Source organism: Desulfogranum aggregans (assembly GCF_055398265.1).
Genome location: NZ_AP042447.1, coordinates 451,599 through 465,434, shown reverse-complemented (window position 1 = coordinate 465,434; position 13,836 = coordinate 451,599). Strand labels below are relative to the sequence as shown.

Annotated in this window: 13 protein-coding genes; 10 read left to right on the top strand and 3 right to left on the bottom strand. The window is 42.8% G+C overall.

Features of this window, described 5'->3' with window-relative positions:
* The first annotated feature begins 74 nt into the window (after nucleotides 1-74).
* The 9 genes from ACZ52Z_RS02195 (at nucleotide 75) to ACZ52Z_RS02155 (ending at nucleotide 9,823) form a co-directional block, all read left to right on the top strand.
* Nucleotides 75-1,250, top strand: a complete 1,176-nt coding sequence (locus tag ACZ52Z_RS02195; RefSeq protein WP_464269124.1) for a DegT/DnrJ/EryC1/StrS family aminotransferase — start codon at nucleotides 75-77, stop codon at nucleotides 1,248-1,250.
* Between the two features lie 11 nt (nucleotides 1,251-1,261).
* Nucleotides 1,262-1,936 carry a WbqC family protein gene (locus ACZ52Z_RS02190; RefSeq protein ID WP_464269123.1) on the top strand — a complete coding sequence of 225 codons (675 nt, stop codon included), beginning with the start codon at nucleotides 1,262-1,264 and terminating at the stop codon, nucleotides 1,934-1,936.
* The gene (locus ACZ52Z_RS02185; RefSeq protein ID WP_464269122.1) at nucleotides 1,929-2,915 is read left to right on the top strand and encodes a sulfotransferase; all 987 of its coding nucleotides are present in this window, start codon (nucleotides 1,929-1,931) and stop codon (nucleotides 2,913-2,915) included. The genes ACZ52Z_RS02190 and ACZ52Z_RS02185 overlap by 8 nt, the downstream gene beginning before the upstream one ends.
* A 152-nt stretch (nucleotides 2,916-3,067) precedes the next feature.
* Nucleotides 3,068-3,691: a sulfotransferase gene (locus tag ACZ52Z_RS02180; protein ID WP_464269121.1), complete on the top strand. Its 624-nt coding sequence runs from the start codon at nucleotides 3,068-3,070 to the stop codon at nucleotides 3,689-3,691.
* Nucleotides 3,692-3,755: 64 nt separating this feature from the next.
* Entirely contained in the window at nucleotides 3,756-5,192 is a 1,437-nt protein-coding gene (locus ACZ52Z_RS02175; protein WP_464269120.1) for a lipopolysaccharide biosynthesis protein, read from the top strand.
* A gap of 298 nt (nucleotides 5,193-5,490) precedes the next feature.
* Nucleotides 5,491-6,480 (top strand): glycosyltransferase family 2 protein, encoded by a 990-nt coding sequence (locus tag ACZ52Z_RS02170; RefSeq protein WP_464270744.1) that lies wholly within the window; start codon nucleotides 5,491-5,493, stop codon nucleotides 6,478-6,480.
* A gap of 37 nt (nucleotides 6,481-6,517) precedes the next feature.
* Nucleotides 6,518-7,630: a glycosyltransferase WbsX family protein gene (locus ACZ52Z_RS02165; RefSeq protein WP_464269119.1), complete on the top strand. Its 1,113-nt coding sequence runs from the start codon at nucleotides 6,518-6,520 to the stop codon at nucleotides 7,628-7,630.
* A 4-nt stretch (nucleotides 7,631-7,634) separates the two neighbouring features.
* Nucleotides 7,635-8,642 carry a glycosyltransferase family 2 protein gene (locus tag ACZ52Z_RS02160; RefSeq protein WP_464269118.1) on the top strand — a complete coding sequence of 336 codons (1,008 nt, stop codon included), beginning with the start codon at nucleotides 7,635-7,637 and terminating at the stop codon, nucleotides 8,640-8,642.
* 263 nt (nucleotides 8,643-8,905) lie between these two features.
* A complete protein-coding gene (locus ACZ52Z_RS02155) occupies nucleotides 8,906-9,823 on the top strand; it encodes a hypothetical protein (RefSeq protein WP_464269117.1) in 918 nt (305 codons plus the stop codon).
* 1 nt (nucleotide 9,824) lies between these two features.
* On the opposite strand, the gene ACZ52Z_RS02150 is transcribed toward ACZ52Z_RS02155, so the two are convergent.
* Nucleotides 9,825-10,751 (bottom strand): stealth conserved region 3 domain-containing protein, encoded by a 927-nt coding sequence (locus ACZ52Z_RS02150; RefSeq protein WP_464269116.1) that lies wholly within the window; start codon nucleotides 10,749-10,751, stop codon nucleotides 9,825-9,827.
* A 77-nt stretch (nucleotides 10,752-10,828) separates the two neighbouring features.
* Between ACZ52Z_RS02150 and ACZ52Z_RS02145 the strand changes: the two genes are divergently transcribed.
* Nucleotides 10,829-12,010, top strand: a complete 1,182-nt coding sequence (locus ACZ52Z_RS02145; RefSeq protein ID WP_464269115.1) for a CDP-glycerol glycerophosphotransferase family protein — start codon at nucleotides 10,829-10,831, stop codon at nucleotides 12,008-12,010.
* A 4-nt stretch (nucleotides 12,011-12,014) separates the two neighbouring features.
* On the opposite strand, the gene ACZ52Z_RS02140 is transcribed toward ACZ52Z_RS02145, so the two are convergent.
* Together ACZ52Z_RS02140 and ACZ52Z_RS02135 are read right to left on the bottom strand one after the other, a co-directional pair.
* Nucleotides 12,015-12,461, bottom strand: coding sequence for an FAD synthase family protein (locus ACZ52Z_RS02140; protein WP_464269114.1), 447 nt, complete (start codon nucleotides 12,459-12,461; stop codon nucleotides 12,015-12,017).
* Between the two features lie 148 nt (nucleotides 12,462-12,609).
* Nucleotides 12,610-13,830, bottom strand: coding sequence for a glycosyltransferase (locus ACZ52Z_RS02135; RefSeq protein ID WP_464269113.1), 1,221 nt, complete (start codon nucleotides 13,828-13,830; stop codon nucleotides 12,610-12,612).
* Nucleotides 13,831-13,836 lie beyond the last annotated feature (6 nt).

The window sequence follows — 13,836 nt, the reverse complement described above, 5'->3', positions numbered from 1 at the left end:
ATGGGCACCATACATGTCAAAAAATGTCCAATTCAATGATACATGATTTCCAATTATGAAAGTGAGTGATCCTGTTGAAACAAATTAGAACCCCTCAAGACTTGGCCATCAACGGGGCCCCACCAGCCTTTTCGCAACCGCTACACGTCGGTCGGCCCAACATTGGCAGCCGCGAGTTGTTTTTGCAATATGCCGGGCAGATTTTCGATCACCGCTGGCTGACAAACAACGGTCAATTAGTGCAGGAATTTGAACGGCGTGTAGCTGATTATCACGATGTAAAACACTGTGTGTCAATGTGCAACGGTACAATCGCACTCGAGATCGCTACCCGAGCGTTGGGATTGGAAGCTGAAGTCATAATTCCTTCCTTCACCTTTATCGCTACCGCTCATGCCTTAAGTTGGCAGGGCATCACGCCTGTCTTCGCCGACATTAATCCGGACACCCACACACTCGATCCCACTGCCGTTCGGAATATGATCACCCCACGTACCACCGGTATAATAGGTGTGCATTTGTGGGGGCGCTCCGCTCAGGTCGAGGCCTTGCTAGAAATTGCCGAAGAGCATAGTCTCAAGCTGATGTTTGATGCCGCTCATGCTTTCGGCTGTTCACACAAGGGAAGGATGATCGGCAATTTCGGGGCCTGTGAGGTACTCAGTTTTCATGCTACGAAAGTTTTTAACACCTTCGAAGGTGGCGCTGTCGTCACTAATGACGACGAGCTTGCCGAAACCATGCGCCTGATGCGTAACTTTGGCTTTTCGGGTAAGGATAATGTCATCCACCCTGGCACTAACGGTAAAATGATTGAAGTCGCCGCCGCGATGGGATTGGTCAACCTAGATGCCATCGATAGCGTCATTGATGCCAACCGTTCCAATCATCATGCCTACCGGGAAGGACTCTCCGATCTGCCTGGTATCAGCCTGCTGACCTTTGACGATGCAGAGCATAACAACTACCAGTATGTGGTGATGGAAATAGGCAAAGAGTGCCCGGTATCTAGAGACCAGATTGTCAAAACACTGCACGCCGAGAATGTCCTGGCACGCAAATATTTCTGGCCAGGATGCCACAACATGAAACCATATCGTGATTTATATCCTCACGCTGGGTTGCTGCTTCCTAACACCCAGGAGGTGGCGGAGAGGGTGGTGGTGTTGCCAACCGGGTCAACGGTGGATCGAGATATTGTCAACACGGTTTGTTCTCTGATACACATATTGCTTGGTGAAAACGCATGAGACTCGCTATCATGCAACCCTATTTTTTTCCGTACCTAGGGTACTTCCAACTTATCGCGGCAGTGGACACCTTTGTGGTGTTCGATGACGTTAACTACATCACACGTGGCTGGGTCAATCGCAACTCCATTCTTACACAAGGAAAAAAAAAGCTCCTCACTTTACCGTTGCACGGCGCCAGTCGGAATAAATTGATAAATCAGATTACAATAGGTAACAGGCAGAAAACGTTATTGGAAACCATACGGCATAGTTATAGCAAAGCTCCACAATTTCCTTCAGTGTTTCCTTTAATCGAAGAATTGCTCATGCAACAAGAGCAGAACCTCGCGCAGTTTCTCAATAACGGATTATGCCAGATCTGTAACTATCTCGGGCTGAATCCCCATTGGTACGTCTCCTCAGCGTTAAAAAAAAATAACAGTCTGCGCGGGCAGGAAAAAGTGCTTGCCATATGCGAAGAGCTTCGAGCGGCACACTACATCAACACTCTGGGAGGCAAATTGCTTTACGATCATGATGTTTTCTCTAGTAGGGGTATACAGCTATCTTTTATTCAGCCCAAACCTATTATTTACCGTCAATTCGGCAATGAATTTGTGCCGGACCTCTCCATCATAGATGTCATGATGTTCAATGATCAGGGCCAGTGTTTAAAGCTGCTCGAGGAGTATAAACTTGTCTGAAATCAGGAGAACGAACTTCCGCCGAAATGAGCTGCTTGAAAAGCTACTGACTGATCTGAATAGTGATTTACAGCCTGCAGAACATCTTATCAGGTCACAGTACGATCAGATAAAGATGCATTACCCGCTTATATACGTAATGGGACCGTTGCGCAGTGGTACAACATTATTTACGCAATGGCTTGCCAATACTGGTCTGGTAGCCTATCCAAGCAACCTGCTCTCGCGTTTTTATCAAGCACCGATCATCGGGGCCAAGATACAACTGCTTCTTACCGACCAGCGTTACAACTTCCGCGATGAACTGGGTGAGTTTGTGCAGCAGACAGAATACAGCTCAGAAAATGGTAAAACAAAAGGAGTTTTGGCACCCAATGAGTTTTGGTATTTCTGGCGTCGATTTCTGCCGGAAAACGGTCGTGATGTCTGGAGCGATGATGAACTACGGGAGAGCATGGCTACGGAAACCATGCTCGCTGAACTTGCAGGCATCATGGATGTGTTCCAGAAACCTTTCGCTGCTAAAGGAATGCTGTTTAATTACAATATTCCTTTCCTCGATTCTATTTTCGACAAAGTGATATTCGTTCAGATGAAACGCGACCCTGTAACAAATGTGGCTTCGGTACTGGAGGCAAGAAAGCGCCAGTTTGGCAGTGAGGAAGCTTGGTATTCGTTCAAAATTCCTGAATATAACTCACTGAAAGACTTCGACCCAGTTACGCAAGCCTCAGGACAAGTTCACTACATCAATCAAGCAGTGTCTACGGGCATGGCAAAAGTTGCAGAGCAGAAAAAAATCGTTGTCCAATATGAAGACTTCTGTCAGGACCCTACCCTGGTGTTCAGAGAATTAATTGAGAAAATCGACCTCCCTAATAGTCGTTATAACGGGCCGCAATCGTTCGTAGTGTCGCGTAGAACCAAGCTAGCGGACTGTAGAAAGATCAAGCAAGCATTGGCGATTTTCGAGGGCTGAATAATCCTATTATCTTGTATAATTTTGGTATGGATCATTCCGTCAGAGCTTTCTCGACATGTTCATCAAATAAATTTCTACTACCTAGAACAGTAGTGCTCCATCAAATAATTTCAAAAACCGCATTCTTTTTCAGAATACAAAGAAACAAGTTGCTGGCGAAGAACAAGACCAAATATTTTTGTATTGGCCGCAACAAGACAGGAACGACATCCATCAAGAAAGCATTTGAGGATTTGGGTTATCGAGTTGGTGATCAGCGTTCAGCAGAACTTCTTTCTGATAAGTACTACTTTAAGGGTAACTTTGCTCCTATCGTTGCCTACTGTAAGTCTGCCCAGGTTTTCCAGGATGCACCCTTTAGTTGGTCAGAAACATTCAAACATCTCGATCATGCTTACCCTGGAAGTAAGTTCATCCTTACGATTCGTGATGATGCCAGTTGGTACCAATCAATCACTCAATTTCATGCTAAGAAATTTGGCAATGGACAAATCCCTACAGCTGTTGACCTGCAGGCAGCAAAATATGTTAGCAAGGGTTTCATTTATAGGGCAGTAAAGCTGCATGGCGCTCCCGACGAAGATATATACAACAAGAAAATATTGATTGACCACTTTAACAGATACAACCAAACGGTTCGCAACTATTTTAATGAAAGGCCGAATGACTTGCTAGTCATAAATTTGTCGGAAAAATCAAGCTATAGCAAATTTATAAGATTTCTTGATATTGACTCTCCTTATTTTGATTTTCCCTGGGAGAACAAAACTTGAATTGCCTGCGTAACCAAAAGAGTTCAATATCCTTCAACTCGATTTTCACTTTCGAAGTGTATAAATGTTGAAGAATAAAGCCAGATCAGCTGTGATATGGAGTGGAATTTACACTTTCTCCAATCAGGGGATCGGATTTGTCATTTCAGTTTTTTTAGCACGATTGTTAGTGCCGGAGGATTTTGGGACAATTGCGCTATTATCTCTATTTATGGGGCTAGCTACCTTATTTGTAAATGCCGGTTTTTCGCAGGCGCTGATTCAGAAGCAGTCTACAACACATGTCGATGAATCGACGGTGTTTTGGTTTAACATCGGTGTTGCCTTACTAATGACAGCCGGTTTAATAGTTGCATCACCATGGATTGCAGAGTTCTTTTCTCTGCCCGTTCTGATGCCATTAACTATGCTGATGGCCTGCAACATCTTGATAAGCTCCGCGGGCTCCGTCCAAGCCACCTTGTTGACCAAACAACTGGAATTCAAAGTGCAGATGAAGGTTGGTACAACCTCTACGCTAGTTTCCGGCTGCACTGGCGTGTACATGGCTTGGGCCGATTATGGCGTCTGGGCCCTGGCGGGACAAGCGTTTGTAGGCACTCTGGCCAACACTACTTTAATGTGGGTCTTTAGTGCTTGGCGTCCGTCATTTATATTCAACCGAAATTCGTTAAGGCAATTATTCAATTTCAGTGGTTGGCTATTTGCGGCTGGATTGTTGGACACATTTTACCAGCGCGGCTACGCATTATTGATTGGCAAGTTCTATGGCATGCGAGAGCTGGGTATTTATAATCGTGCCGACCGCACTCAAGCGTTGCCAATCAATATTATAAGCAGAGTCTTGTCCCGTGTGCTCTTCCCCCTCTTCTCGTCTATAAATGACGACAAAGATCGGCTGCGCCAGGGTGTAAAAATGTCCATCCGCAGCATAATGCTTATTACTGCACCAATAATTACTGGTCTGGCGGTATTGGCGGAGCCACTCATTCAGGTGGTGTTCGGCGACCAATGGTTGCCTGCAGTGCCGATAATGCAGGTGCTTTGTTTTACTGGTTTGCTTTATCCTTTGCAGGTTATCAACTTGAATATTTTGCAGGCACAGGGTCAAGGGAAACCTTATCTCAAAGTGTCAATAGCAAAGAAGGTGACCGGCGTATCTTTGCTTCTACTCGGCAGTTACTGGGGAGTGATGGGTATTGCCTGGTGTCGTGTGATCCAAAGTTGCGTCGCATTAATGATTAACGGGTATTACACAAATAAAATTTTGAAATACAGCATACGAGACCAACTGGTAGACTGTTCACCAAGTATCATCCTGAGTACCGTAATGGCGGTTTTCGTGGCACTTGCGGGCACAGTGTTTGAAGTCATTGGGCCTTTGGCGTTGCTGATGCTGACTTCCTTAGGTGCAGTAGTTTACATATTAGGCAACCTTGTGGTGGGCGTTACCGCTTTCAAGGAAACGGTCAGTTTTCTCAAGGGTAGAGGAAACGCTTAAAATTGTGATTACCACTGATTGTCAGCCACTTTCATTTTTAGGGTTATCGCCATATGATAAATCCGCTATGCCATATTCCTCCAAGTGATCCTGCTATATAAGAGTGGACACTCGGTTAAGCCAATATTATGAAAATTGGCAGGAGAAAAACGTGAGTGTTAAACGACGAAAATCAAAAGACCTTCTCTACAAATGGCGCCATGAGTTACGCTTGAAAAAGGGGCTTGCTTTTCCTGAGCAAGGCAAGGAGGCGCTGACGGATCAGATTGCTACTCAGTTGTTGTCTACACCGACTCCTATTAGTGAACATAATTGGCCAGAAGACACTACACCTGTAGTCAGTGTCTGCTGCATCACTTACAATCATAGAAATTTCATTCTAGACTGCCTTAACGGTTTCCTCATCCAAGAGACGTCGTTCCCGGTAGAAATATTAATTCATGATGATGCATCAACTGATCAAACAGCGGCCATTATTCGCGAATATCAAAAAAAATATCCAAATGTGATAAAGGCCATCTGCCAAGAAGAGAACCAATGGTCAAAGGGCGTCCGCCCAAATGCTGAATTCAATCTTCCAAGAGCCAGAGGGAAGTACATAGCTATTTGCGAAGGTGATGACTACTGGACAGACCCACTGAAACTACAAAAGCAAGTCGATGTACTTGACCGTGACCCAACATTCGGACTTACATTCTGCAATCTTAAGGTTATTTATGATGATTCCGGTCAACCACCTCACAACGCATATCAGGAGGTGGCTCACTTGCCGAAGGGTAACAGGCTTCGTATCTTTGCCCACCCGAATGAACGGACATCATTCGCTGATCTCATAAAAGGTAACTACGTGCACACCCCAGGCGTATTATTTCGGAACTGGGTCCGTGAGGAAGGGGTACCGGACTATATGGCGAAAGTCAGCATAGGTGATTGGCCACTGCACCTTTTCACAGCGACAAAGGGTGATCTTCATTATTGCCGTGAAGTCATGGGGGTTTATCAGGTCCACAGAAACGGAGTATGGTCTCAACGAAATCGTTTCGAGCAAGGACTATTATCGCTGGGACAATATCCACCGTTAATACGTAGCCTAGTCTTCGACGAAATGACCAAATCCTACTGGCTAAGTCATGCACAAAAGAATCTTTTGCGATGTCTGAAGTTGGCCCCAGGTAACCGTGAACGACTAAACTTGATGCTGGGTGACGGTTTATCGATAATAAAACTTACCGTCTTCTCTTTGCTCCGATCATTTGCATCATGGTTTCGAAAAAAATTTTGCGCTTGATTACACTACTACATTTTCTTTAACCTACAATGTAATTATGAATATGCCAACAGCGCGATTGATAGCGTTTTATCTTCCGCAGTTCCACCCAATCCCTGAGAACAATGAATGGTGGGGGAAAGGCTTTACCGAATGGACGAACGTTGCTAAAGCTCGACCTCTGTTCAGAGGCCATGAACAGCCGAGACTTCCTGGCGACCTCGGTTTCTATGACCTGCGAGTACCCGAAGTTAGAGTACAGCAGGCCAATCTTGCTCGGGAAGCTGGTATTGAAGGTTTTTGCTACTGGCATTATTGGTTCGGAAACGGCAAGCGAGTACTTGAGCGTGTTTTCTCTGAGGTCGTGGAACAGGGGACGCCGGATTTCCCATTTTGCTTAGGATGGGCCAACGAGTCCTGGACAGGACGATGGCATGGGCTCGATTCCGAGATTATCCTCGAACAGACATATCCAGGTATTGCAGACTATGAGCGTCATTTCGATGCACTTTTAATGGCATTCAAGGATGATAGGTATATTGAGGTAGATGGGAAAAAACTCTTCATAATCTATCGACCTGATTTAATCCCTGATATAGATGAGTTTTTGAATTGCTGGAATGAGCGTGCCAGACTGCATGGCTTAAACGGTTTTTTCTTTTTGTCTGCCAACATTCATTTTGATCACCGAAGACATCCTGCAATCTTCGGCGCTATTCCAAGAGATATCCACGAGACAATGGCACAACTGCCAGACAACCAACTTTCAAGATGGCTATGCCGACTTGGTCGTTTCCAATATTTAAAATGGTCAAAATATTTCCAAAAACCTTTACGCTGTTCGTACTCTGACTTTGTAGAGAGATGGACTAATCGATCCATAGATAAAGACATCTTTCCTTGCGTTATCCCAAATTGGGATAACACACCGAGGTGCGGTAATCGTGGATTGGTTCTCACCAGGCCAACTCCCCAGCTCTTCGAAAAGATGTTGGAGAGAGAAATTGCAAAAGTGATGAGTCGTCCTTTTCAACGTAGGCTTGTTTTTATAAAGTCATGGAACGAATGGGCAGAGGGTAACTATTTGGAACCAGACCGAGAGTTTGGTCGAGAATACCTGGACACCTTAAGAGAATTGCTTCGAAATACAGTTAACAAATCAGCCAATTGACGCTTTGAAAGAACCGATTATCTCCATCATTGTTCCGGTATTCAATGGCGCTCAGTTCATTGTCGCTGCTCTGAAATCCCTCTCAAGACAGACTTATAGAAATATTGAAATCATCGTGGTCGATGACGGCTCGACGGACGGGACAGTTTCCCAGGTTTTGGCATATAAAAAACACGAGGGTCGCCTAAGGTTAGAGATGATAAGGCAGCGCAAAGGAGTTCATCGAGCACGTATACATGGCATGAAAAAGGCATGTGGCCAGTATCTTTGCTTTCTTGATGCTGATGATATGATGGACGAAAACGCTATAGAATATTTGGTCACCGCAAGTGTACGCCATGATGCAGATGTGGTTATTAGCGGCATCCGCTTCATTTCTGAAGATGGCATCCCTGGTAAATACAAACTGAGGTTTCCGCATAATCGCCTTTACAGGACTGGTATCCTCTCGCATTACTGCACGTGGGAACTTGGAACTGGTTCGATGTGTAATAAAATTTATCGGCGAGAAATTATCATTCCTTTTCTGAAAGATTTTGGCGAGACAATTTCGATTAATGAAGATTATTTAGTTAATTTTGGCGTTTTTCAGAAATCGAAACGAGTTTTAGCACTTTCGAGTGTCTTGTATTTCTACAGACAGCACCAATCGAGTGTCACCTACCAACCTGACCGTGCAAAAAGTTTTGCTTATATGCTAAGGGCTTATGCAGTTTGTTTGGAAACCTATGGACACATGGGTAACGATGTCCTTGAGGCTTGTGATGCATTATATAGGAAGCAATTAAAGTTTAAGTCATATACCGTACCGGAGCCAAAAAAGCTGAGCGATTATTCAGAACATATTGCCGCAACACTGGAAAGACTTATGCGTGTCCACCCTGAAGCGATCTATCGGCTTTGTCATCTTTTTGATGCCAATGATGATTTCCAGCTTGTTAAGCCATGGACGAAAAGGTTACGCCAATTTTTTGGAAAAAGCTGCACAACTTTTATTAAAAGTTGGCTTTAGAAGATGACTACTAGGAAATTTCGGTCGGCGCTTGGCGGGTGATTTGAATTCAATAACAACCGGAGCCCTCATTTTGTATTAAACGCTGGGAGATTTACGGCGTAAACAGAACCAAAGGGGAGACCTCTTCTTATGACGATGTCAAAGACGACTGATAGATAAAACATTCCAATTAAAAACGCCGTAAATGGCCCAAGTAACGAAGCCTCTCGTCATAAAGAGGTGCAATTATTACCAGACAAAAACAGTCATTTTTTATCAAGATGAAAAAAACATCGTTATATTTTGCTAACCTATTATCTTTTGGATTATATAATAAAGCAAAAATATTTTCAGAATGGCTTAAAATACATACAACATATGCCCGATTAGAACCCTACTCTCTTGCTGCACTCCATTCAAAAAAAATAGGTATAGAAAAAAACAAGAGAAAAAAAGAAATTACTATCTCACTTACTAGCTATGGTGCGAGAGTAAACAAAGTTCATTGTGTAATTGAAAGCCTGATGCAACAAACCGTTAAGGCGGACAAGATAATTCTTTGGCTTAGTGTCGATGAATTTAAAAATAAAAATTTACCTAAATTATTAAAAAACCAAGAAAAAAGAGGATTGACAATTAATTTTTGTGAAGATTTAAAATCTTACAAAAAAATCATACCAACTCTTATAAAACATCCTGATGATTTAATTATTACCGCAGATGATGATTTAATATACCCTATTGATCACATTGAACGTTTATATAATGCACACATTGAAGAACCAAATATTATACATTGCAACAGAGCTCACTTAATTAAAATTAATAAATCAAAAATAATTAAACCGTATAAAAAATGGGAATACGAGACAAGTCACCAATTTGCTTCCAAGTTCATATTACCTACAACAGGAGCTGGAGCTATATATTTCCCAGGATGTTTTCATGAAGAAGTGCTCAACAAAAACGCGTTCATGAAATTATGTCCATTTGCCGATGACATTTGGTTAAAAATGATGTCAGCCAAAAATAACACTCTATGCAAATTGATACCATTCCCTACCCCTTTGAAACATTATGTGAAAATTCCTTCACCACATGGGCAGTCTTTAACAGCTATCAATCGAGTTCAAAATGACATCCAATTAAATTGGATACTAGATGCTTACCCAGATATCAAAAAATATTTTAACTTTTAATTTAATCTTCAAACATTTTTATCAGAAATTTTTCAACAATAATATCTCTAATACTATTAAAATATTTCATACTACTAATTTCATTCAAACAAAAAGTTGTATATTTTCCTCTACGCAGAGGGGAAAATCTGTTTACAAGGAATATAAACAAAGGATCACCTATATCAATATACCTTGCATCAATTTTTTTTAATTCGCCATACCCGTTTATTAACGAGTAATAAGCATGCATAGTGGTTGCGAGTGGCAAGTCTTCATTATTCCTAAACTTATGACTTGCTGTTTTATCTAAAATATCTATATATTTATCTTCAATCTCAAACATAGTGCTTTTTAAAATAGGAAAAGGAGCATGATGTAATTTTTTTAAAGGCTTATAGCGATAATCCCTAATTAGCAAGTTACACGCATTAAGAATTCCATAATCTATTGGCCTTAAACCTTTATTTTTTTTGTAGGGAACGTCATGTTTGGATTGAAAAATATAAGATTTACCTTCTCTAGAAAAAAAATCTTCATCTTTAACTGATTTACATAAAAAAACATCATCATTGAAATAAATGAATTTTTCAGAAACCCCAGGAATTCTATGAAGATTCGCCTCTATAGCTCTCGAATTAAATGTTGGCAAAGATTTTTTATTTTTAAATATTAGCTGATGATCGATTTTAATTATTTTTTTATATTTTTTTGTCCATTCCGGCAGTAAGCAATTTGTCACTATATAAATATTTCTCACCCATGGTGCATACTTATATACAGATTTAATGCTATAAAAAAGTTCATTTCTATTCCAAAAACGAGCTATATCTTTAACACTTGGATGGGATGGTTTTATGTTTCTCTCTTCAAACAATGCTTTTTTATATTCTATTTGCCATTCAGGATCTTCGTGATTGACCCATGTATAAACAATATCAATATCCATACGACTAATTTCGTTTATTATTTCTTAATTTAGTTCTTATAGACCATTCTTTCTCCGACCGGTACGAGTATAACCTTATGAAAATAAACACAAAGAATCCATTACACTGGATATATTTGCTATGGGCCGGGCTACTCTGCTTTTTCCTTTTACCTATCAGAATTTTTGCTAGCCGAAACTCTAGAAAATCCATCATTCTTTACGGGCACAAGCTGCATGGTAACCTTAACGCGCTCTATACGCATGCACGTCGCCAGGAGAACCTGTCAACTCATGAAAAAATATACTTTCTTACGCTTGATCCTCAGTATTACAGAGAGATTGAACACCAACAAAACATTCTGCTTGCCCTGAATCCTGTTGATTTAAGCAAGGTGGTTTTTGCTGATTGCATTATATCCGACCATGGTCTGCACAGCCTGATTCTTCTATTTAAATTGAGCAACATTCATTTTATCGATGTCTGGCATGGAATCCCTTTCAAGGGATTTGTTCCCGATGATTTCACGGTGCAGAGGCAATATGAGGAAGTATGGGTGTCGTCTCAACGCATAAGGCAGCTCTATAGGGAGACATTCGGATTTGATGCTTCACGAGTCTTTGCAACAGGGTATGGGAGAACAGATCTGATCCTCAACTATCAAGATGCAGCTCAAGACTGTAAAGCACAAATAGGGCTGCCATCAGATAAAAAAATTATCCTTTTTGCACCCACCTGGAAGCAAGACAGTGCAAACCGAAACGAGATTCCCTTTGGCTTATCAACCGAGGAATTTATTTCCGCATTGCACGAATTCGCTCGGATGCAGGATGCCTGTATTATTGTCCGGTTTCATCTCAACACCACACTTGGTTCCGCCTTTGACTCGGAACATATGGTCCACCTACCGCTAAGCCAATTTCCCGATACCGAGATGATCATTGGCGTCTCTGACGTGTTGATCACCGACTGGTCCTCCATTGCTTTTGACATGATGGTCACCGACAATCCGATAGTTTTTCTTGATGTCCCACCGCCCTTTAAACATGGGCTCTCCCTCCCAGCTGATTTCAGGGCAGGCGATATCGTCGGGAGTCTCCCTGAGCTTCTTGCATCGCTTGAGCAAGCCTGCTACGACAAGGAAAGCTATACAGCAAAACATCGTACCGCATATGAGCGAGTAAAAAAAGCAGTCTATGACGACACCCTTGACGGGCACTCAACAGATCGGTATATGGAACGTCTAACCACCCTGCTCCATGGAGAAGCGTCATCCTGACGGATCATGGAGAGCTACAGGGAAAAACCGGATCGTAAATTTTCTCGGCTTCGTCGATAATTCTTCGTTTAGCCGCAGAGGTTGAAATCAACGCAGTGCGGGGGAGATAGACGACCTCTACAATATCAGACAATTCGTCAAACTTGCCTTGCCAATCATCACCCATAACGAGCACTGACCCGTTATACTCAAGTAAATACTCTCGTTTTTTCTCCAGGCTTTCTTCAAGAAAGACACCACCTACGCAGTAAATAGACTGCACGATATCCATCCTATCCTGCTGATTATAGGTGGGATACATCTTTTTCTTGTTAAAATTCAGTTCGTCGCTGGATACCCCGACTAACAGCTTGTTTCCATGCGCTGCGGCACGCTCCAGGATACGCAGATGCCCTATATGAAAAAGATCAAATGTACCGAATGTAACAACTATTTTTTCTGATAAGGCCATAAGATTGCTCGTCTTCTTTTCTGGAATTTATTCTACCTTTAATCCGTAACTGCTTAGAGCCAAATCCCACCTAACAATTTGTTATTACGTAAAATAAATGATACGAATTAAAAAATCATGCTCACCAAGCCGTCACCCATTTAGGTTATTATACACGTTCTTCAAGACATTCAAAAAAAAGAGCAGCATAGCTTTGAGCAATATGCTGCCAATCACACAATTCAATACACCTTTTTCGTGCATTTTCCCTAATTGGCGCCAACTCTTCGTAATTTTCAATCACCCATACAATTTTTTCACTCAGTGCATGTACGTTTTTCTGCGGAACAAGAAACCCTGTTTTTCCGTCAACGATGATGTCGCCTATCCCACCGGCATCAGTTCCTATCGTCACGCACCCTGAGAGGGCCGCTTCAACAAATGTTAAACCAAAGCCTTCAGTATCTCCATTTGCCGTTTCTATGGAGGGCCCGATAAATACATCTGCTTGGGCATAGTACTCGGGCAAAGCGCTGTTCTCAAGCCATCCGGCAAACATTATATGGGAGGAGAGCGACAGCGCATTAACCTGGTCTCGCAAATCCTGTTCAGCCTCACCGCCACCGACTATGAGCAACTTTGCCGATGGGGATTGCCTGGCGACCTCTTCCATGGCTGTTATCAGAAAATTTACTCCTTTTTTTTCGGTCAATCTGCCAACATAGAGTAAAAACGGCCCTTCCATTCCATATTTCTTCCGAATTCCAGCTGTTTCGCATGATGATGTAAAAAGGCTGGTATCAACGCCCATGGGCAAGATTACCGGTTGCCCCAGGTGCGGGTCAATCTCCACCAGTGTTCGCTTCAGCGAGGCGCTTACCGCCGTCACTCGACAAGCGTTGCTGATGGCCAATCGTTTACAAGCTGCGGGGAAGCTGCCACGCAAACCGAAAACGTCGGCTCCATGAGCAGTAACGACAAACGGAATACCGAAAAACTTCCGCACAACAGCGGCGACAACTCCTTGGGGAATCAACCAATGTGCATGAACAACATCCGGCCGAAGGCGCACTGCCAGTCGCAACCCAGCAACCAGTTGCGCGGCAAGAAACAAGGGGACCAGGAGATACATCCACTTCTTTTTTCTGAGCGTTGGGAGCACGCCGGTAGCTCCGGCAAGTATCTCATACTTTTGAAAAAAATATCGGAAGCGATGAACACGGACATTATCCATCTCCTCTGTGCACTTTGCCTGTGGATAATGGGGAGCTAATACATGCACCTCAAACGAGTCAGTCAGTCGCCGACTCAATTCATAGACAAACAGGGGGATAACATCGTTTTGCCACCGTGGGAAGGTGGTGGTAAGGACAAGCAGCTTCGGTTTCATTTAAAG